16 protein-coding genes are annotated in these 20,506 nt (G+C 63.4%); 3 read left to right on the top strand and 13 right to left on the bottom strand.

Features of this window, described 5'->3' with window-relative positions; genetic code table 11:
• Nucleotides 1-30 precede the first annotated feature (30 nt).
• The gene (locus tag RVY76_RS15770; RefSeq protein WP_317376850.1) at nt 31-1,701 is read right to left on the bottom strand and encodes an ABC transporter transmembrane domain-containing protein; all 1,671 of its coding nucleotides are present in this window, start codon (nt 1,699-1,701) and stop codon (nt 31-33) included.
• Between the two features lie 353 nt (nt 1,702-2,054).
• A complete protein-coding gene (locus RVY76_RS15765) occupies nt 2,055-3,509 on the bottom strand; it encodes an alanine/glycine:cation symporter family protein (protein WP_317376849.1) in 1,455 nt (484 codons plus the stop codon).
• 785 nt (nt 3,510-4,294) lie between these two features.
• Between RVY76_RS15765 and katG the strand changes: the two genes are divergently transcribed.
• The gene (gene katG / locus RVY76_RS15760) at nt 4,295-6,616 is read left to right on the top strand and encodes a catalase/peroxidase HPI (protein ID WP_317376848.1); all 2,322 of its coding nucleotides are present in this window, start codon (nt 4,295-4,297) and stop codon (nt 6,614-6,616) included.
• A gap of 366 nt (nt 6,617-6,982) precedes the next feature.
• Nucleotides 6,983-8,596: a BCCT family transporter gene (locus RVY76_RS15755; RefSeq protein ID WP_317377189.1), complete on the top strand. Its 1,614-nt coding sequence runs from the start codon at nt 6,983-6,985 to the stop codon at nt 8,594-8,596.
• A 106-nt stretch (nt 8,597-8,702) separates the two neighbouring features.
• Here the strand turns inward: RVY76_RS15755 and RVY76_RS15750 are convergent, their stop codons facing one another.
• The 10 genes from RVY76_RS15750 to RVY76_RS15705 form a co-directional block, all read right to left on the bottom strand.
• Entirely contained in the window at nt 8,703-8,876 is a 174-nt protein-coding gene (locus tag RVY76_RS15750; protein WP_317376847.1) for a hypothetical protein, read from the bottom strand.
• Between the two features lie 3 nt (nt 8,877-8,879).
• A complete protein-coding gene (locus tag RVY76_RS15745) occupies nt 8,880-10,007 on the bottom strand; it encodes a YeeE/YedE thiosulfate transporter family protein (protein WP_317376846.1) in 1,128 nt (375 codons plus the stop codon).
• A gap of 22 nt (nt 10,008-10,029) precedes the next feature.
• A complete protein-coding gene (locus RVY76_RS15740; protein ID WP_317376845.1) occupies nt 10,030-10,950 on the bottom strand; it encodes a sulfurtransferase in 921 nt (306 codons plus the stop codon).
• A 318-nt stretch (nt 10,951-11,268) separates the two neighbouring features.
• Entirely contained in the window at nt 11,269-11,736 is a 468-nt protein-coding gene (locus RVY76_RS15735) for a RidA family protein (RefSeq protein ID WP_317376844.1), read from the bottom strand.
• Nucleotides 11,733-12,911: an amidase gene (locus RVY76_RS15730; RefSeq protein ID WP_317376843.1), complete on the bottom strand. Its 1,179-nt coding sequence runs from the start codon at nt 12,909-12,911 to the stop codon at nt 11,733-11,735. Before RVY76_RS15730 ends, RVY76_RS15735 begins: the two co-directional genes overlap by 4 nt.
• Before the next feature lies 1 nt (nt 12,912).
• Entirely contained in the window at nt 12,913-13,899 is a 987-nt protein-coding gene (locus RVY76_RS15725) for an ABC transporter ATP-binding protein (protein ID WP_317376842.1), read from the bottom strand.
• Complete coding sequence (locus RVY76_RS15720) at nt 13,896-14,930, bottom strand: oligopeptide/dipeptide ABC transporter ATP-binding protein (protein WP_317376841.1); 1,035 nt, start codon at nt 14,928-14,930, stop codon at nt 13,896-13,898. The genes RVY76_RS15725 and RVY76_RS15720 overlap by 4 nt, the downstream gene beginning before the upstream one ends.
• Nucleotides 14,917-15,801: an ABC transporter permease gene (locus RVY76_RS15715; protein ID WP_317376840.1), complete on the bottom strand. Its 885-nt coding sequence runs from the start codon at nt 15,799-15,801 to the stop codon at nt 14,917-14,919. Before RVY76_RS15715 ends, RVY76_RS15720 begins: the two co-directional genes overlap by 14 nt.
• A 1-nt stretch (nt 15,802) precedes the next feature.
• Nucleotides 15,803-16,756: an ABC transporter permease gene (locus tag RVY76_RS15710; protein ID WP_317376839.1), complete on the bottom strand. Its 954-nt coding sequence runs from the start codon at nt 16,754-16,756 to the stop codon at nt 15,803-15,805.
• A 70-nt stretch (nt 16,757-16,826) separates the two neighbouring features.
• Nucleotides 16,827-18,431, bottom strand: a complete 1,605-nt coding sequence (locus RVY76_RS15705) for an ABC transporter substrate-binding protein (RefSeq protein WP_410796039.1) — start codon at nt 18,429-18,431, stop codon at nt 16,827-16,829.
• A gap of 380 nt (nt 18,432-18,811) precedes the next feature.
• Here RVY76_RS15705 and RVY76_RS15700 point away from each other — a divergent pair, with 380 nt between their 5' ends.
• The gene (locus tag RVY76_RS15700; RefSeq protein WP_317376838.1) at nt 18,812-19,498 is read left to right on the top strand and encodes an exopolysaccharide biosynthesis protein; all 687 of its coding nucleotides are present in this window, start codon (nt 18,812-18,814) and stop codon (nt 19,496-19,498) included.
• A 75-nt stretch (nt 19,499-19,573) separates the two neighbouring features.
• Here RVY76_RS15700 and RVY76_RS15695 read toward each other — a convergent pair whose 3' ends face one another.
• Nucleotides 19,574-20,419 carry a glutamine amidotransferase-related protein gene (locus tag RVY76_RS15695; RefSeq protein ID WP_317376837.1) on the bottom strand — a complete coding sequence of 282 codons (846 nt, stop codon included), beginning with the start codon at nt 20,417-20,419 and terminating at the stop codon, nt 19,574-19,576.
• Between the last annotated feature and the right edge of the window lie 87 nt (nt 20,420-20,506).

Raw genomic sequence — 20,506 nt, 5'->3', positions numbered from 1 at the left:
CTTCGGCGGGGAGGATCCTGGCTTCGAGCTTCATGGGGCATCCCCGGCGCGCGTGATCGCGATTGCGGGCCCCGGCAGCGCGGATTCCTCGATCAGTTTCCCATCCCGTAGCCGGTAACGACGATCCGCGAGCGGCTGCGCGAAAGGATTGTAGCTGACGACGACGAGGATCAGCTCGGACCTCATCTCGGCGAGCAATTCGAGAAGCGACGATTTCAGACGATGATCGAGACCGAAGGACATCTCGTCGTAGAGGATCACGTCGGGTTTCGAGACGAGAGTGCCGATCGCGAGAACACAGTCATGTACCGCTTTCGGCAACCGGGCGGCGTTCTGAACGGAAACGTCGGTATAGAACCCGTCGGGCAGCCCCGAGATGAACTCGTCGATCCCGAGCCGTCGCGCCAGCGCGAAGGCTTCGTCGCGATATCGCGGGGGATCGAAGCGGGTCATGTTGTCGAGAAGGGTGCCCTGAAGCATGACATGATCGCCGCCGAGATGGACGATCCGTTCCGAAAGAGCGACGGGGTCGAGATCGAGGATCGACCGTCCGTTCAGCTCGACCTTGCCGGACGTTGCAACCGAATGACCTCCGAGAATGGAGATCAGGGCCGAACATCCGCTTTCGTCATGGCCGTCGAGAGCGATCGCCTCGCCCTTTCGAAGCGACAGGCTGACCCCGTCCAATCGCGGCGATGCTCCGTCCGCTTCGGCAAGCGTGACGTCTTCCAGCCGGATCTCGTCGATCGGGCCGACGGAATGGCGGCCGGATCTGACAAGCGGCGCGCCCAGCAATTGAGCCACGTCTTCGACGTGGAAGCGCACGTCGCGCTCTCCCGCGATCAGCGCCTCGATCCTAAGAACCGGCTGGATGATCCGGCTGGTCAGGAGGATCGTCGCCGCCAGTCCGCCCATCGTGATCGACTGGTTGATTACGAGGAAGGATCCCAGGCAGGCCATGATCACGGGCGACACGAGGGAGATAGTCCCGGCAAGGCCCTGGGTAAAACTGACCCGCTCGGAAAATTCCCGCGTCTGGGCCGCATTGACCGACATCAGCTTTTCATAACGGCGTTCGAAATCGGATTCGAGGCCGAGCGCCTTGATCATCTCGATCCGCCCGAGCGTTTCGGCGAGAAACGCGTTGCGGCGCCCGCTGCGTTCGATCCGCTCGTGTCCGAGTTTGATGATCCTCCGGCGGAAATGCACCACAACGATCATCGAAACGAGCGCGAGCAGCATGGCTCCGAGGCCCATGATCGGCGAGATCAGCACCACGACTGCGATGAACAGGAGGACGAAGGGAATGTCGTAGAGCGCGATCGCGACCTCGCCACCGTAATGCTTGCGGATGCGCGCGATGGAGTCGAACCGGTCGAACAGCTTGTGCGTCGCGAGGAAACGGCCATCGATCCCCGGATCGAGGATGCGCTGGCAGGCTTGCCAATGCGCCGAAAGCGCGAACCGCATGGTCGATGCGGAAACGATGCGGAAACGTGCCGTCCTGACTGCGTAATCGAGCACCGCAACCACGGCGAGGCCGACCGCGAGAACCCCCAGTGTCGCGAACCCGCGGTTCGGAACCACACGGTCGAACACCTGCAGCAGCGCCAGCGGCAAGGCCAGCGCGAAGATGTTCGTCAGGAACGATGCCGCGATGATCGCAGGATCCTTCCTGGCATTCTGGACATCCTCGATCATGTCGCGATTCCACGGGCCCGGATGGTTGCAGGAACGTGGTCTCCTAGCGCGACCGATTATAAGATTGGGTTAAACCCGTCGCGGACGGGATCGGGCCGTAGCAGACAGGAATGCGGTGACCGGTTCGGCCTTATCCCGACCTTTAAGGGTTCCGGGACTTATCGAACGAGTGTCTTCTGAGATGGCGTAATGCGGGAGGTCCACATTTCCTGAGAAACGACCTTTGCGGCATCTCGATAGTGCTCCGCCGGTGGCTACCGGAGCAGGGACAGTAGAAGCGCGGCGGCACAGGGCCAATTGGGCAGGTCCGCCACGATGGAATCGTGGCAAATCCTGCGCCGCCGCGGATGGTCTTATTCGGGTTCGGCCGATCTGGTTTCCCGCTCCACGTTGCGGTTCCAGATGGAGTGATCGACACCGTCGCCGAGCTCGGGGTAGTCCGCGATCTTGAAGAGCGGCTCTTTTCCCGCGCGTCTCTGGGCGAAGTAGTCGCGGGTGAGCTTTCCGACGGTCTTCGACAGGATCAGGATCGCAACGAGGTTCACCGTCGCCATCAGCGCCATCGACGCATCTGCGAAGTTGAACACCGTCGTCACCGCCTGCAGCGATCCCCAGACCACCATGAGAACCACCAGCGCCTTCAGCACGAGAAGCGGAATGCGCTTGCCCATTCCGAGGAACTCCATTGCGCTTTCGGCATAGGAGTAATTTCCGATGATCGAGGTGAAGGCGAAGAACAGGATCGCGATCCCGACGAAGATCGGGCCGAACGCACCGATGTGCTGCTCGAGAGCGATCTGTGTCAGCGCCATGCCGGTCGGTGCACCTTCGGAATAGTCGACCGCGCCAGACAACAGGATCATCAACGCGGTCGCCGTGCAGATGACGAGCGTGTCGATGAAGACGCCGAGTCCCTGCACGATTCCCTGGCTCGACGGGTGATGCGGATCGGGCACCGCGACGGCCGCGATGTTCGGGGCCGACCCCATGCCAGCCTCGTTCGAGAAGAGGCCGCGCTTCACGCCATTGAGGAGCGCTGCCATGAACCCGCCCGTGAACCCGCCCGCAGCCGCCTCGAAGCCGAAGGCCGACTTGACGATCAACGCCAGCATGGCCGGAACCTCGGCGATGTTAATCAGCACGATGATCAGCGCCACGAGGATGTAGAGCCCGGCCATGCCCGGGACGATCTTCTCGGCAACGCGCGCGATCGACTTGATGCCGCCGAAGATCACGATGCCCGCAAGACCGCCGACGACGAGACCGGTGACGAGTTTCGGGACCGAGAATGCCTCTTCCATCGCGACCGAGATGGAGTTCGCCTGCACAGCCGAGAAGATAAGGCCGAAGCTGAGGATCAGGCAGACCGAGAAGACATAGCCCATCGCGTTGGACCCGATGCCCTTGGACATGTAGAAGGCCGGCCCGCCGCGATACTGTGAATCCGCGTTCCTTACCTTGTAAAGCTGTGCCAGCGTCGATTCGGCATAGGCCGTCGCCATGCCCACCAGTGCCACCATCCACATCCAGAACACGGCACCCGGGCCGCCAAGATAGATTGCAACCGCGACCCCGGCGAGGTTGCCGGTGCCCACACGACTCGCGAGCGAGATCGTTAGCGCCTGGAACGGCGAGATGCCCGCAGACGATGTATCCCGCGAAGATTTGATGACGCGAAAGAATTCGGGGAAATGGCGAAACTGCAGGAACCCCGTCCGCCATGTGAAATACAGGCCGACGGCCAGCAAACCATAGACGAGGACATAGCCCCAGAGGATCGTGTTGAGAAAATCTACGATTGCTGTCATTGCCCTGCCTTCCGCAAATATCACGCAAGTGTTAACCACACTTCTTGCGATGAAAACCCTTCACCTGCCTACGATGCCCGGCGGCGTAGGCATGATGCGGTTTCGCATCTGTCGGGCCTGGCTGGCCGAGAGTGATCATATCAAGCAATAGAGGCGTCGAACCGCATCCTGCCCGGGGATCGAACGGGGCGGGCGCTGCGCGACTGACCGCGATCAAGCCGCTTTGGGAGCCCATGCGGCGACATTGCGTCGCGTCAATTTCGGCTAATTCTGGCCGAGCGTCGAAGTTACGCAGTGGTAACTTTCATTAGACTTGCCGATTGTCTGATTGGTTTTTCCGCGGCAAAGCGCAGTACACGTTCGGTGTCGCCCAGTACTTTAAACATTGTGAAAGCCCTTAGCGTGAGCTTGAGGTTGAAGGCTTCCTCGCGGATATGAGTGACGGAAAATACTTACTTTATCGTAAGTTATATCGGAAATTTAATGTATAGAAGATTGCACGGATTACAGGCTATACAAGACATCGTACACCCGCGGTAGTTGTAGCGCCCTTATCTTTTCGGCCGCGCTTCTTCCTGAAGGGACGTGACATCAAGTACCGTGTCCGCCTATCGACCGACACCGAGGTCGGTATCTCCGCACCGTCCTGTTTGTCTGCGCTCCGGCGCAGACTATTCTCTCTGGCGGCAGTCGGACGACGGACGAGGCACCAGCGTAGCCCGATCGACCGGCATAGATGAACGGGACCATCACTCCCGATACCCACATTCCGCAGGAGACCTGCAATGAAAGACCAACCTACCGACGATCATGCGGCGACCCTTGGCGCATGTCCGTTCCGCGGCACGCGCGTGGGCGGTGCCCTGGGCTCGGAGCCGCAGCTGGACCATTGGTGGCCCAACCGCCTTAAAGTCGAGCTTCTGAACCAGAACCCTGTGCAGTCGAATCCGCTGGGCGAGACATTCGATTATGCGGCGGCGATCGAAACGCTGGACTACGAGGGCTTAAAGCAGGACATGCGCGCGCTCCTGCACAGCTCGGTCGAGTGGTGGCCTTCCGACTACGACAATTATGGCCCGCAGATGATCCGAATGTCATGGCATTCGGCAGGGACTTACCGGATCGCCGACGGACGCGGCGGAGCCGGGCAGGGCATGCAGCGTTTTGCGCCGATCAATTCGTGGTGGGACAACGGCAATACCGACAAGTCGCGGCGCCTCCTGATGCCGCTCAAGCTGAAATACGGCTCGAAGGTGAGCTGGGCTGATCTTATGGTTCTCGCCGGTACCGTGGCGCTCGAGGATATGGGTCTGCCGATTGAGGGCTTCGCTTTCGGCCGCGAAGATGCGTGGGAAGCGGATCGCGCAACCTATTGGGGTCCCGAAGGCTGGCACGGAAAACGTCCGGGCGAAGAGCCCGCCGGTCCACATGAAGGGCACCCCGACCAGATGGTGACCCGCGGAATCCGCTGGGAAGGCGACGTCAAGGAAGAGTATTACGACCTCGAGAACCCGCTCGGCGCATCGCACCAAGCGCTGATCTACGTCGATCCCGAGGGCCCGAACGGCAATGGCGACCCGATGGATTCGGCGCGCGACATCCGTGAGACGTTCTCTCGCATGGCGATGAACGACGAGGAAACCGTCGCGCTGGTCGCGGGCGGACATGCCTTCGGCAAATCCCATGGCATGACCCCCCCGGACCAGATCGGACCTGCGCCCGAAGGTGCGTCGATGCAGTCGATGGGAATGGGCTGGCACAATCCCAACGGAACGGGCAAGGGCCAGTACACCATGACGAACGGGATCGAGGGAGCCTGGACACCCGATCCGACGCGGTGGGACAATTCCTACCTCGAGAATCTCTTCAAGTTCGAATGGCAGCAGACCAAGAGCCCGGCAGGATCGGTGCAATGGACGCCGGTGGATCCCGACGCGCCGAAGACGCCCGATGCGCATGTCGAGGGTCAGATGAACCCGCTGATGATGATGACCTCCGACATCGCGTTCAAGGTCGATCCGAAATACCGCGCCGTTTGCGAACGCTTCCTGCAGGATTTCGACGCCTTCACAGATGCCTTCTCGAAAGCCTGGCACAAGCTCATTCACCGCGACATGGGCCCGAAATCGCGATATCTTGGGCCGGATGTGGGCGGTGACTTTATCTGGCAGGACCCGCTGCCCGAGGTCGATCATCCGCTCGTCGGCGCGGATGATGTGGCCGAACTGAAGCGGATGATCGGTGCGCTGAACATTCCCCGGCGCGAGCTGATCGCCGCCGCATGGGCCGCGGCATCGACCTACCGCGACACCGACAAGCGCGGCGGGGCCAACGGCGGTCGCCTGAGACTCGAGCCGCAGAAGGACTGGCCGGTCAACGCACCCGATCAGCTGTCGCGTGTTCTGGCGGCACTCGAAGGCGTGAAGACGGAATTCGACGAGCGTGGCGCGACGAAGATCTCGATTGCCGATCTCATTGTCCTCGCGGGCTCTGCCGCGGTCGAGGACGCCGCAAGGGATGCAGGTCACGAGGTCAATGTGCCCTTCGTGCCCGGTCGGACCGACGCAACGGACGAGATGACCGATCCAGAGCAGATAGACTGGCTTCAGCCCGTGGTCGACGGGTTCCGTAACTACCACAACGACGCGGTGCGTTTCGCGGTACCCGACGAACATCTGTTTCTCGACCAGGCGGCAAAGCTCGCGCTTACCGCGCCGGAATGGACGGCGCTTTCGGGCGGCCTGCGTGCGCTCGACCAGAACTTCGACGGCGGACGGCACGGCATCTTCACCGATCGTCCCGGGGTTCTTTCCAACGACTTCTTCAAGGTTCTCGTCTCGATGGAGTACGTCTGGGAACCGCAGGACGAAAGCGAGACGCTGTTCAATCTCGTCGATCGCGCCTCCGGTGAGACGCGCTTTACCGCAACCCGCTGCGATCTCATCTTCGGGGCCAACAGCGAATTGCGCCAAGTCTCCGAGTTCTACGCGGGTGCCGATGGCGAGGAGCATCTCGTCCGGACGTTCGTGAATGCCTGGACGAAGGTCATGATGCTCGACCGGTATGACGTACCGAAAGAGCGGGCCGCAGCAACCTCCATCTGCTGATACGATCACTGCTCCGCGCCGATGAGGTTTTCGGCGCGGAGCATTCTAAAAGGAAATACGCCTCAGATTTCGAGCCAATACGGGTCAAAGTATATTACATAATCGAAGTTCTCGGCATTTACGATTTCTTACAGCGCGAGTTTTTTGAAAAGCTTGAGGGCTCTTCCGGCCCGGATCACAAAGCTCCGACATACTAGCCTGCCGGACGCGGTCAACGCTGTCTAAGTCTTCCTCAATACCCGAAGTAATGCCAACGTTGCCCAAAACCCTTGATTGAGAACTGCAATCACGAGGTCGAGTTGACAGCATGACGTTATGGCGAAACGTTTGGGCTCGAACCCGCAGAACATCGAGGATGCCCGGAACATGGAAGAATTCGCCAGGAAGCTGGGACTGAAAACCGACGCGACGATCTTCTTCGTGTCCGCTGGCTTCATGGTCGTCTTCGTGCTCGCGCTGGTCATCGCCCCTGGGCCGATCGAAGCCGCTTTCGCCGCCGGGCGAAGCTGGATCGTGACCAATCTCGGGTGGTTCTTCATCGTCGGCGTGAACGTCTGGCTCGCATTCCTGCTCTGGATCGCATTGAGCCGGTTCGGCCGCATCCGCCTCGGCGGACAGGATGCGAAGCCCGCCTATGGCAATCTCTCATGGTTCACCATGCTCTTCGCCGGGGGCATCGGAACGGTTCTGATGTTCTGGGGCGTGGCCGAGCCAATCTTTCACTTCACCACACCGCCCCGCCCGGGCGTCGAGCCATTCAGCCCCGAAGCGGCGCAGGATGCTATGGCATTCTCGCTTTACCATCTCGGGCTCCATACCTGGACGATCTTCGCCCTTCCCGGCCTCGCATTCGCGTATTTCATCTATCGCTACGATCTTCCGATCCGGGTGAGCTCGGTCTTCTACCCCTTGATCGGCGAGCGCATCCATACCGGTGTGGGCAAGGCGATCGACATCGTGGCGATCCTGGGCACGCTCTTCGGAGTCTCGGTCTCGATCGGACTGGGCACGCAGCAGATCAATGCAGGTCTGAGCGAACTCATGGGGGTGCCCGACAGCGTCTTCGTCAAGGTCGTCGTCATCGCGATCCTGACCTCTGTGGCCGTCGGGTCGATCGCGGCGGGGCTCGACAGTGGGGTGAAGCTCCTGTCGAACATCAATATCGGGATGGCGACGGGGCTCATGATCTTCGTCCTCGTCACTGGATCGACGGTGTTCCTGCTGCGCGCGATCATCGAGACGGTAGGCATCTACGTATCGAACATCATCCCTCTCGCCTTCTGGAACGACACGCTCGCCGAATTTACGAGCGATGACGGCGATTGGGGCTGGCAAGGCAACTGGACGATCTTCTACTGGGCCTGGACGGTCACATGGTCCCCGTTCATCGGCATCTTCGTCGCGCGGATTTCCAAGGGGCGCACGATCCGGGAATTCGTCCTCGGTGTGCTTTTCGCGCCGTCGGCCTTCACGCTGGTCTGGTTCGCGATCTTCGGCTGGTCCGCGATGGAGATCGACGGGATCGGTGCCGACGCGCGCGCGGCGCTTGGCGATCAGGCCGGAAGCCTTTCGCAGGCCGTGTCAGAAAGCGTGCCGCTCGCGATGTTCGCGTTCTTCGAAAGCTTCCCCGCAACCACCCTCATCCAGGGGCTGGCAATCGTCATCGTGGCAATCTTCTTCGCCACGTCGTCGGACTCGGCCTCGCTCGTGGTCGACATGCTCTGCAGCGGGGATGCCGATCCCGGTCCCGTCCGGCAACGGGTGTTCTGGGGCGTATCGGAAGGCGTCATCGCGGCGATGTTGATCGTCCTCGCCGGAGAGGCGGGCCTGACGGCGCTTCAGCAGGTCATCACGGTCATCGGATTGCCGATCTTCATCATGGTCTCGATGATGGTCGTATCTCTGATCAAGGGATTGCAGACGGAAACGGTGCATCTGCGTCCCATCGATCCCCCGAAGGAAGCGTCCGAGTTGAAGTGATCGCACGCTGCGACGCGTAAATCGCCCCGGACCGGCCTATGCTGGGCCGGTATCGCTTGCGCACCATGCGGATCGGTACGAGATCCGCATGGTGGGCCTCTGCGGATCAATCAGCCGTGGGAAGCGAAGCGCAATGCGCGCCCGCAGCATCAGCCCCGGAGCCGAGTGCGATAAAGGCCGGCTGCGCATAGGGGTCCAGCGGCTCCGACGCCGCCAGATCGAAGGCTAGGAGACCGGTCATCAGGATCGCGACGACCGTCGCGGTCAGCTTACGCGTCATCGATCAGCCCCCCAGCCCGAGTTTCGGACGCAACTTCACGCCGAAGATCGATCCGGCGAAGGCGGCTGCGAACCACGCCCAACCATGCAGCGATCCGGTCGAGATACCGGAAAAGAACGCGCCCACATTGCAGCCGAACGCGATCCTCGAGGAATATCCCAGAGCTAGCCCCGCAAGGATCGCCGAGATCCAGGCGGTCGCGGAATAGCTCGGCAGCTTCTGCGCGAACCCGCCCCGCCAAGCGGTCACGAGAAAGGCACCCCCGATGATCCCGAGATTCGTGAGAGAGGTCACGTCGGTCAGAAGGCTCTGTGCGATACGGTCCTGATTTGCGGGAAGGCTCCAGAAGGCTGACGCCTCGAGCGGAATGCCCATGCCCGTCGCGCCTTTGGCGACCCAGAGGCCGAGCCCGTAAACGACCCCCCAGGGCTGACCTGCGACAATCAGGTTGAGAACGGCCAGCGCGGCAAGGATGACGGCCGCCAGGATATAGCGTCGCTGGATTCGACGATGCTCAGCCGGAGCAAGCCAGAGGACCAGGACAGCGATGATCGCAAGGCCCGTCAGCGTCAGCAGCAGCCCGCCGGTCCCGTCGAATGCGATGACCGGCAGTGCTCCGAGGTCCGTCCACCAAACGAGATTGAATGCACCCAGAAACGAGCCGATCGCGAAGAAGGGCAAGGCCACAAGCCCGATCGGGTTGCCGCTGCCTGAATTGACCAGCGTGCCCGATCCGCACCCCATGACGAGCTGCATCGCCAGACCGAAGACGAAGGCTCCACCCACCATCGCGTATCCGATCGGGGCATGCGCACCGATGAGTTCCCCGGGATGGCCCGCCAGCAGAGGAAACGCCACGAGCGCCACGAGCGCAATCGACAGAAGGTGGCCCAAAAGGCCGTCGGGGTTGCGATCCACGATCATGCGTCGCCACGGACCGGCGAAACCGAACCGCAATCCTTCGAGCGTGATGCCGAAGCCGAGACCGATGAGAAGCAGCGCGCCGTAGCGTGCTCCGGCGAAAGCCGCGACCGCGAGCGCGAGTGCGAGAGCAGCCGCAATCAGGCCAATACGGGCCAGCGTCGACGCGCCGGCCGGGGATGCCGGCGGCGCGAGTTCGATATTGGACATGGCCTATCCTTTCCGGGACGCCTCAGAACGCCGACGTGATCTTGTTCCACATCATGCGCAGCGGCCCGGGAACGTTTGCCATCTCGTAACCGGCATTCGACCAGCCGACCATGGATTCAGGGTAAAGTTTCACGTTCTCGACACCGGCCAGTTCGGACAGCGCGAACCAGTTGGTCGCGGCCCAGTGGCCAGTATTGCAGAACGAGATGATCGCCTCGGCATCCGTAAAATCCTGCTGCGACGCGATATCCCGGGCGGCGGAGGCATCGACGATGGTGGGCCCGTCAGAGAACCAGCCGGCATGCTCGAAATACTGCGACTGCGGCAGCGTTCCGGGCTTTGCCGCGGCCGGGTGTCCATCCCGTCCCTCCCAGAAGCTTTCGGGGCGTGCATCGAGAAGCAGTGCCTCGTCCTCTCCACCGATCGCGTGCTGAACGTCATCGACCGAGGCAGTCCACTGATCGTTCCAGGTGATCTCGATCTCCGACGGCTCGACATCGGTCGGTGCGTCGGTCAGATCGTATCCCGCTTCTGTCCACGCGTTGACGCCACCGTTCAGGATCGAAAGATCCTCGAACCCCGACGATTTCAACGTCCAGTAGACACGCGCGGCGGCACCGAAATCGGACACGTCGCTTCCCTGATAGACAATGACGACGTGGTCATCCGTTTCGAGCCCGAGATCGCGATACGCGGTCTGGAGCGCGTCGGCGGAGACGATCGCACCGGGGTTTTCGGCGGGGCCCCGGAAGAGGTCGTAAGGTGCCGAAGCCGCACCGGCGATATGACCAGCGTCGAAATCGGCGCTGCGGATGTCGATCACTCGCACCTCGTCGAGCGCATTCTCCAGATCGGCCGGCGCAACGAGCGGTTCCAGATCGGCCGCCCACACGGATGTCGTGGCGAGGGAAAGCGCAGTGACGAGCGCGAATCGGGACGTCATGATCATGGATCGCCTCCAGAGAATTGGTTTCCCCGCCATCTGGCGTGCAATCGATGTCGCGACAAGCCTCGCTGCTGCGATCAATCGAAACAGCGGTCTGCTCATGCAGACCTTTTGTGGAACGTGCGTTTCGCCGTGAGGGTCCGTCCCGGGCGGTCGCGACGCCGTCGCGCCCGGCTATGGAACCCCCATTCCTTTCGCTCCGCGGGCACCCTTCTGTTCTAACGATGGAAACTTACACGTAGGCGGGGTCGCGGGAATACCCGCGATAGCCGGGAAGCTTCTTTGCGAGGATCAGGCATCACCGCCATGCATACGTCAGGAACCGAACTCGAACACAGCGTCCACCTCGACGAGCGCACCAGCCGGGAGGGACGAAACGTTGACCGCCGTGCGCGCATGCCGTCCCGCATCGCCCCAGATGTCGATGAACATCTGCGACGCTCCGTCGATCACCGCCGGACCTTCGCCGAAGGTCGGAGGAGCGGCGACGAAGCCGCCAACGCGCACGACCTGGGAAACGCGATCGAGCGATCCGGCGACGGCACGCGCCGAATAGAGCAGATTGAGCGCACACATGCGCGCCGCCTCCCTCCCCGTCTCCGGATCGAAATCTTCGCCCACAGGGCCGAAGAATTTCGGCACGCCTTCCCATTCGCAGATCTGACCTGACAGGAACAGCAGGTTGCCCGTAATTTTCCCCGGCAGGAACAGCGCGCGGGAGGGCGCGGAGGGCGGGAGCACCAGTCCGAGTTCGGCCAAACGTGCCTCGACCACGCCGCTCATGCGCGATCACCCGCCATCAGGCGCGCGGCCAGATCGATCAGCGACAAATCCGACCCTCGCGGGCCGATCAACGAAACACCGACCGGCGCGCCGTCGATCCGTCCGGCGGGCATGACGACTTGTGGCAGCCCGGCCAGACCCGCGATGCAGAGGATCCGCTGGCTGTCGTGCCGGAAACTGTCGAAGAGCGCCAGCGGAGGCTCGAGACGAAAGGGTTCCGCATGGACCGCGGGGGCAAGGATCACGCCGTCCTCTCCCAGCAAACGGTTGAGATGATCGGTGAAGGCTGACCGGACGGCACGTGCCGCCTGGATCTCGTCCTCGCTCAATGCCCCTGCGGCCGCGATCCGACCGTCGATCCCGTGGACCAGCGGCGGCCGCGCCCGGGTCACCCAGGGGAGAAGATGTTCGCGCGCATCAGCGCCGATCGTGGCGAGGCAGGCGGAATAGGCGGCCTCGACTCCATCGGGATAGGGTTCGGCCTGCGCGGTCGCGAGCCCGGCGAACGCCTCGTCGAAGATCGTCCGAACGCCCGCGGTGGCGAGTGCCTCGATCGCCTCGGACCGAAGGTATCGCGGCGTATCCGGCAAAGGATGTGCGTCCTCTCCGTAGAGCGCGCGGGCTCCACTGCTCAGCGTCGCGGCATCCCGGGCGAACAACCCGGCCGTGTCGTAGCTTGGCGCGACGGGCTGGGTGCGGTCCATCGGTACCGTGCCGTGGGTTGGCCGGATGCCCCAGATCCCGCAGAAGCTCGCCGGTGCACGCACCGATCCGCCCGTATCGGACCCGAGCGCCAGATCGACCAATCCGCCAGCCACCGCAACGGCCGATCCAGAGGACGAACCCCCTGGAATGCGGTCGGGCGCGGCCGGGTTCACGGGCGTGCCGAAATGCGCGTTCATCCCGTACATCGACCAGGCGAGCTCGTCGGTATGGGTCTTGCCGACGCACCGCGCGCCTGCATCGACAAGCCTTTGGACGGGCGGCGCATGAGCCGTCTTGATGCCGCTTTCGGCGAGCCTGAGCGGGCAGCCGCTCCCCGTGCGGTAGCCCGCGACATCGTAGATGTCCTTGACCCCGAGCGTCAGCCCGGCAAGCGGGCCGTCCGTGGCGAACGGCACCTCGACCCCTTCGTAGGGCATGAAGGCGTGGAAGGGATCATGGTCGAGCAGCATGTCAGGCAACCTCCATCGGTGCGTCGGCATGGATGCAGGCCACGCGACGGCGCGGCCCGATCCGGTGAACCGGCGGAAGGGCGGCGCGGCAGCGCGCCTCGGCCAGCGGGCAGCGCGGAGCGAAGGGACAGGCATCGGGCTTCGTATCGAGGGGTGGCGGCGCGCCCGGGATCGCGTCGAGCCGCGTGCCCCGCGCCACGTCGTGCAGGTTCGCGGCCAGCAGTCCCTTGGTATAGGGATGACGCGGCGACTTGATGATCTCGCGCGTCGTGCCCTCCTCCACGATCTGGCCGGCATACATGACCGCGATCCGCTCGGAGACCTCGACCGCGACGCCGATATCGTGCGTCACGAAGATCACGCCCATGCCGAATTCGCGCTGCAACGCGCGAAGCAGCAGCAGGATCTGGATCTGCACCGTCGCGTCGAGCGCGGTCGTCGGCTCGTCCGCCAGCAGCAGCCGCGGACGACACGAGAGAGCCAGCGCAATCATCACCCTCTGCAGCATGCCGCCCGACAATTCGTGGGGATAGTTCCGAAGCCGCCGGTCGGGCGAGGGGATCCGCACGCGTCGCAGCATGTCGAGTGCGGTCGACATCGCCTCGTCGCGACTGACACCCGTCTTCCGGCGCACCGCCTCGGCGATTTGGTGGCCGATCGTGTAGACCGGATCGAGCGCAAGACCCGGTTCCTGGAACACCATGGACACCTCGCCCCCGCGGTAATCCTGAAGTGCCCTGCCCTTCAGCGACATGACATCCACGGCGTTCACCTTCATGACCCCGTCGATATCCGTTCGTCGGGGCGGCAGAAGCCGCAACAGCGCCTTCAGCGTCACGGACTTGCCGGATCCCGATTCCCCCAGAAGGGCGAGCGTCTCGCCCTGCTCGAGCTCGAGCGTCAGGTCGTTGATCGCGTGAACGTTGCGTGCGCCGCGAAACCGGATGTTCAGATTGCGGATGTCGACGAGAGATCCCTGCCCGCTCATGCCACCCCCTCCTCGCCCGCGCGGGAATGGCCCGACGCGCGATCGTGGAGATGGCAGGCCGCGAGATGCCCCTGCCCGTCCGAGACGTCCCGCATCGTGGGAACCCGGCCCTTGCAGACGTCCTCGGCATATCTGCAGCGCGTGTGAAACCGGCAACCCGAGGGAGGGTTGATCGGGTTCGGCGGATCGCCCGTCAGCGGCGGCTTCTCGGTGCGGTGATCGGGATCCATCGAGGGCATCGCCGAGAAGAGCGATCGCGTATAGGGATGCGCCTGACGCGACCAGATGAGGTCCACCGGCGCGACCTCGACCACCTCGCCCAGATACATGACGAGAACCCGGTCGGAAATGTAGCGGACCACGTTCAGATCGTGGCTGATGAAGATGTAGGTCAGCCCGAATTCGGCACGCAGATCCGCCAGCAGGTTCAGCACCTGCGCTTCGACCGACTTGTCGAGCGCCGAGACCGCCTCGTCGAGCACCACGATCCTCGGCGACATGGCAAGTGCGCGGGCGATGTTGATCCGTTGCCGCTGTCCGCCCGAGACCTCGTGCGGATACCGCCGCGCGAAGCGCGCCGGGTCGAGCCCGACGCGGGCCATGAGATCGCGGGCCCGACCGATCGGGTCCGACAGGCCCTGAACGCGGGCACCGAAGGCAATCGATTCCTCGATCGTCAGGCGCGGGTTCAGTGACGCGTAGCTGTCCTGAAAGACCATCTGCATGCGGCCGCGCAGGTCGCGCACCGAGAGATCCTCGCCGAGCGTGCGCCCCTCGAGCCGGACATCGCCCTTGTCACGGTCGATCAGTCCGACCAGAAGCCGCGCGGTCGTGGACTTGCCGCAACCGGACTCGCCGACGATCCCCAGCGTCTCGCCCTCGTTGACCGAAAAGGAGACCCCGTCGACCGCCTGGACCCAGGCTTTCTGACGGCCGAGGATGCCCCCCCTCACCGGGAAGTACTTCCTGAGGCCCGTCACCTGCAGGATCTGCCCGGGGCCGCCGGGGAGCAGTGCGTCAGTCGCGGACATTCATGGCACTCCTTACGCCGTCGCTGAGAAGGTTGAGGCAAAGCGAGGTCACGAAGATCATCACGCCCGGCAGCGCCGCGAGCCATGGATCGACGTAGATGGCCGATCTGAGCGTGTTGAGCATTAATCCCCATTCCGGTTCGGGCGGACGCACGCCGATGCCGAGGAACGACAGGCCGGCGGCCAGGATCATGCACACGCTCGTCAGCGAGGTCGCATAGACGAAGATGGGCGACAGCACGTTGCCGATCACGTGGACGCGGATCACGGTCAGCGCATTCGCGCCCGTTGCACGGGCCGCATCAATATAGTCGAGAGACCGCACCCCCGATGTCACCGCCTCGGCCACGCGGGTAATGGGCGGGATGAACACGATGGTGAGCGAGACGAGGCTGTTGACGATCCCCGCCCCGAGCGCACCCGAGATCGCGATCGCCAGGAGAACCGACGGAAACGCGAAGAACACGTCGACCGTCCGCATGATGACGGTATTGAGCAGCCCGCCGACATACCCGGCGGTGATCCCGAGAAAGCTGCCGATGAAGAAGGCGAGGATTACCGGCACCAATCCGATGAAGAGCGTGAGCCGCCCGCCATAGATCAGGCGGGCCAGCATGTCGCGCCCCTGCTCGTCGGTGCCGAGAGGATGCCCCTCGGACCCGATGGGGTTCAGCCGCGCGACCATCGACCCGGTATAGGGATCGGCAAGACCCAGCCACGGTGCGAAGATCGCGGATCCGATCAGCAGACCGAGGATCGTGGCGCAGCAGATCGTTACCGGATCGCGCGACAATCTGTGCAAGACGCCGGACCAGTATCCGCCGCTTTCGCCGACCGGGATCTCGACGATATCGGTTTGCGCGACCGCCATGTCAGGTCCTCTTTATGCGTGGATCGATCGCGGCCTGCGCCACGTCGACGACAAGGTTCATCGCTACGAAGAACAGCGCGAGGACCAGGATCGTCCCCTGCAGAAGCGGCAGGTCGCGCTGGAAGATGGCGTTCGACAGCAGGTATCCCGAGCCCGGCCAGTTGAAGACCGTCTCGATCAGGATCGACCCGCCGAGCAGATATCCGAGCTGCAGACCCATGACCGAGAGGGCCGTGGCCGCCGCGTTGCGGGCCACGTGGCGGATCACGTCGCCGCGGCTCATCCCCTTGGCATAGAGCGCCAGAACGAAATCCATCGACAGGATGTCACCGGCCAGCGCGCGTACGGTCCGTGCGACGATGCCGATCGGAACCACGGCAAGCGTCGCCGCCGGCAGGATCAGATGCCGCAGATGCGACCAGTTCCAGGACCAGTCCTGCGAGCCCCCTGGCCCCGCACCCATCGAGGGCAACCAGCCGAGATTGACCGAGAAGATGATGACCAGCACGATGCCGAGCCAGTAGTTCGGGACCGATACGCCGGCGATCGAGATCGCCGTGACGATCCGGTCGAGGATCGTATCGCGGAAATAGCCCGCGACGAAGCCCAGCAGCACGCCGATGGGAAAGGCGATGATCGCCGCGCTCACCGCGAGGAGGAGCGAGTTCTGCACCGCGCCGAACACCTCGTCCGCGACAGGGCGCCCCGTCGCGATCGACCGACCCATGTCGCCCTGGATCAGGTTTCCTACCCAGACGACGTACTGGACCGGCAGGGGCTTATCGAGCCCGTAGGCCGCGCGCATCGCGGCCTGCTGTTCGGCCGTCGCGTCGACCGGCATGATCGCGGTCAGCGGATCGCCCGGTGCGATCTGCACCAGCATGAAGCAGATGACCGAGACCCCGAATGCCACCGGCATCACGAGGATCAGGCGTCTGAGGAAATAGACGAACATGCGCCGGAACTCCTTTCGCGACGGGCCGACCGCACCCGCCGCACGCTGCGCGGCGGGTGCGGTATTGCCGTCAGTCGGTCATGGTGATCGAGGAGAAGTTCTGGAACCAGTTCTGCGCCTGGACGTAACCCTCGACGCGCGGGCTGAGCGCACGCGGGGCCACGTCATGCGCGACCATCAGGAACAGGGCGTCGTCCACGTATTTCTCGTGAGTCCTGCGCAAGACCTCGTTCTGCGCCTCCACGTCGAAAGTGGTCTGGATCTCCTCGAAAAGCGCCTGCATCTCGGGGTCGCAGTAATGACCCCAATTCGTCCCGTCGGGCGCGATGAGATCGCAGGACAGGTGCCTGATGAGGCCGGTGAACGGATCCTGCACGAAGTAGCTGAAGTTGATCGATTCAGCCCCTTCGACGGCCGGGTCCGCGGCACCAGCGCGCCAGAGGTTGATCATCTGGTTCCACTCGACGACCGAAAACTCGACGTCGATCCCGATCGCGGCCAGGTTCTGCTGGACATACTCGTTCATCGGCAGCGGCAGCATCTGCCCCGACCCCGAGGGCGAGATCAGCGCCTTGACCGCCAGCCGGTTGTCGGGACCGTAGCCCGCCTCGGCCAGCAGCTCCTTTGCCGCCTCGGGATCGTAGCGGACCTCGAATTCCGGCTCGCCGAACCAGTTCGACGAGGGCGGCAGGAACCCTTCGGCGGGCACCATCAATCCGCCCAGAAGCGCGCCCATCCCCTCGCGGTCGATCGCGAGATTGGCCGCCTTGCGCACGTTGATGTCGTTCCAGGGCGACCCGTCGAGACGCGAGAGGTGCCAAGTCCAGTTATGAGGATAGGTGTTCGACGAGATGACGAAACCGTTGCCCTCCATGGCGGGAATGGTGTCGGGCGCGGGCGCCTCGATCCAGTCGACCTGCCCCGACAGGAGCGCGGCCGAGCGGGCATTCGGTTCGGGCAGCGGGATCAGGATCATGCTGTCGAGCTGCGGCACCCGTTCGGCATCCCAGTAATCCTTGAACGGCACCATCTCGGCGCGCTCGCGTGGGACGAAGGTCTCCATCTGCCACGGCCCCGTTCCCGAAGGCTCCTGCGCGACCCGCTCCCAATCCTTGTCGAGCGCTTCCCAGTTCGCCTGGGAGGACATCAGGATCCACGACAACTGATACGGCAGCGTCGCGTCGGGTTCGGTCGTGGTGATCTCGAGGGTGTATTCGTCGATGGCGCGGTAGCTTTCGACCGTCGGAATCCGCGACCGTCCCTGTGCGGATTGCCGCGGGTCGTACTGCTCCGACGATTCGTCGAGCAGCTTGTCGAAGTTCCACACGGCAGTCTCGGCCGTGAAGGGGCTGCCGTCGTGGAACGTGACGCCTTCGCGAAGCTTGAACGTCCAGACCGTCTGGTCGTCTTCGTTCACCGACCATTCCGTCGCGAGCCCGGGGACCAGTTCCGACGGCCTGTCCGCGGAAAGCAGGTCCCAGGATACAAGCGGATCATAGAGGGTGTAGCCGATGAAACGCATCCCCTCGCCGCCCTGGTCGGTCTGACCGGTGGTCAAGGGAATGTCGGCTGCCGTCATCCCGATCCGCAGGGTTCCCTGAGCGTTCGCGGTCCCCGCGAAAGACGCGCCTGCAACCAGTGTGATCGCCAAAAAGCCATGCTTCCAGTCTCTCAAGGTGTATCTCCGCTCTCTATCGCTCGGACGCCGGCCCGGGCTTCATCCCGGGCCATTCAAGATCGAAATCGGGCAGGTGCACATGTTTCATGCGATGCGATCCCGCCCGCGCGACCGCGGATAGGGCATTTTGCTGAATTCTTCGGACCTGTTGGATCCGAACGCCTAAACTCCCATCGGTTGCGGAACCCGAAGGGCAGGTTGGCGCGTTGCCAAATGTCGACCCGTATTCCGTTCCGTGGGATCGGATCAGGATGGCGACTGCATTTCGTAGTGCAACGCCGAAACTCGGAGAGTACACCGCACCCGTACCGAGACAGGAGTTGCTTTCGGCGCGATTGCCCCGACAGCGTTCAGGCAGCTTTTTCAAGAGACCGACCATGCTCACGCAGACGACGGCCCCCGAAGTTACAATGGCCGCAGACCCCCCCGATCCGGACGACGACCGCACGACACGCCGGATCTCCGACATACTTCAGGGGATCGCCGACGCGCCCGCCGGTGCCGACGAACGGATCACGCTGGGTCAGCTCGTCGAGGGGTTCGGCAATCGCGCATTCGGCTCGCTGCTGTTCATCTTCGCACTTCCCGTGGCGCTGCCCATTGCGATCCCCGGCATCTCTGCGGTTCTTGGCGCGCCTCTGCTTCTCCTGACTTGGCAGCTCATGTGCGGCCGCGACCAGCCGTGGCTGCCCGAGCTCATGCGCAAGCGGTCCTTCCGGCGCGCCGATTTTTCGCGGATGCTGCTGCGGGTCCTGCCTTTCGTCCGACGGCTCGAACGTCTGATCGGCCCGAGATTGACGTGGCTGGTCGACCGGCCCGGTGAACGGATCATCGGTCTCTTCGCCTTCATCCTCGCGGTCGTCCTGTTCCTGCCGATCCCGTTCGGGAACTCTGTTCCTGCCCTCGCAATTGCGATCATGGCGCTGGCAGTCCTCGAAAGGGACGGCATCGCGGCTATCGCCGGTACGGTGATCGGTCTTGCGGGGATCGCGGTTGTGTCCGGCGTGATCCTCGGACTGCTCAAGGGTGCCGTCCTGCTCGTCCACTCGTTCATCTTGTCCTGAGCGAAGGAACCGCATTTCAAGCGATCGACGGGACGCTCTGGATGCACACTGATCGCCGGGACGAGGCGGCCCCGATCAGGCTGCGGCCTTTTGCCTGATCGCATTCAGGAAATTGGCAATTTCCGTTCGTCGTAGCCGCCCGTCGGTGACTTCGACATCCAGACCGAGCTGCCATGCAAGATCGCGCCGTTCCGGCACCGCATCCAGTGCATCGAGATCGCCCGCATACCGCTCGACGGTTTTCTCGTCCTGGGCCAGACCCTGATGGACGAGCGCCTCGGACTGCCCTCTCAGCGCATCCGCGATCTCGGCCAGGGCGAGTTCGGGGTGATACTGCACACCCCAGAACACACCCGATCCCGACCGGATTTCCGCGGCCTCGACGGGCACGTCCCGCGTCCCGGCGAGGACCGTTCCCCCTTCGGGCAGCTCGCACACGACGGCCGAATGCATCGTCGGGGCGTCCCACGCGCCCGGGCGCCCCCGCAACATCGGATGACCGCGCCCAGCCTCGGTCGCGACGATCCCGCGCGCAAATCCGGCCTCCATCCGCGTTTCGCAGGGCTTTACCGCACCACCCGCGGCGACCGCGGCGATCTGCAATCCCGCACAGGACCCGAAGGATGGCACGCCCGCTTCGAACACGGCCGCCATGAAACGTGCCGCCCTGCGGACTTCGGGCGTGGCTTCATGCATCTGGATGGGCGAACCCGGAAACAGGACGCCGTCGAACTGCCGCAGCCATTCGAGTGTCACATCGGCACCGCTTTCCACGCAGGAGACATGCTCGATCGTGCCCTCCCCCATCATGTCGCGCACGGTGTCGGCATAGGTTTCGTGCGAGGCCATGCCCGAACGACGACGCCGGGCGGCCTGCTGGTCCGGGGTCTCGCTCGACACGACGAGGACATGAAGCGGCATGGTCGAAATATCTCGGCATCAGGGTTGGGTCAGCAGCCACATAGGTCCCCGCAGCGACTTGGAACCGGCATGCGACAAATCGCGGGT

It is taken from the genome of Palleronia sp. LCG004 (assembly GCF_032931615.1).
GTDB lineage: Bacteria > Pseudomonadota > Alphaproteobacteria > Rhodobacterales > Rhodobacteraceae > Palleronia.
Note: the sequence above shows the minus strand (reverse complement) of the source record. Positions and strands in the feature narration are given on the sequence as shown.

Bases quoted from the DNA above. Each gene is read 5' to 3' on its own strand.
- RVY76_RS15770 (WP_317376850.1), bottom strand. From the start codon at position 1,701: ATGATCGAGGATGTCCAGAATGCCAGGAAGGATCCTGCGATCATCGCG.
- RVY76_RS15765 (WP_317376849.1), bottom strand. From the start codon at position 3,509: ATGACAGCAATCGTAGATTTTCTCAACACGATCCTCTGGGGCTATGTC.
- katG (WP_317376848.1), top strand. From the start codon at position 4,295: ATGAAAGACCAACCTACCGACGATCATGCGGCGACCCTTGGCGCATGT.
- RVY76_RS15755 (WP_317377189.1), top strand. From the start codon at position 6,983: ATGGAAGAATTCGCCAGGAAGCTGGGACTGAAAACCGACGCGACGATC.
- RVY76_RS15750 (WP_317376847.1), bottom strand. From the start codon at position 8,876: ATGACGCGTAAGCTGACCGCGACGGTCGTCGCGATCCTGATGACCGGT.
- RVY76_RS15745 (WP_317376846.1), bottom strand. From the start codon at position 10,007: ATGTCCAATATCGAACTCGCGCCGCCGGCATCCCCGGCCGGCGCGTCG.
- RVY76_RS15740 (WP_317376845.1), bottom strand. From the start codon at position 10,950: ATGACGTCCCGATTCGCGCTCGTCACTGCGCTTTCCCTCGCCACGACA.
- RVY76_RS15735 (WP_317376844.1), bottom strand. From the start codon at position 11,736: ATGAGCGGCGTGGTCGAGGCACGTTTGGCCGAACTCGGACTGGTGCTC.
- RVY76_RS15730 (WP_317376843.1), bottom strand. From the start codon at position 12,911: ATGCTGCTCGACCATGATCCCTTCCACGCCTTCATGCCCTACGAAGGG.
- RVY76_RS15725 (WP_317376842.1), bottom strand. From the start codon at position 13,899: ATGAGCGGGCAGGGATCTCTCGTCGACATCCGCAATCTGAACATCCGG.
- RVY76_RS15720 (WP_317376841.1), bottom strand. From the start codon at position 14,930: ATGTCCGCGACTGACGCACTGCTCCCCGGCGGCCCCGGGCAGATCCTG.
- RVY76_RS15715 (WP_317376840.1), bottom strand. From the start codon at position 15,801: ATGGCGGTCGCGCAAACCGATATCGTCGAGATCCCGGTCGGCGAAAGC.
- RVY76_RS15710 (WP_317376839.1), bottom strand. From the start codon at position 16,756: ATGTTCGTCTATTTCCTCAGACGCCTGATCCTCGTGATGCCGGTGGCA.
- RVY76_RS15700 (WP_317376838.1), top strand. From the start codon at position 18,812: ATGCTCACGCAGACGACGGCCCCCGAAGTTACAATGGCCGCAGACCCC.
- RVY76_RS15695 (WP_317376837.1), bottom strand. From the start codon at position 20,419: ATGCCGCTTCATGTCCTCGTCGTGTCGAGCGAGACCCCGGACCAGCAG.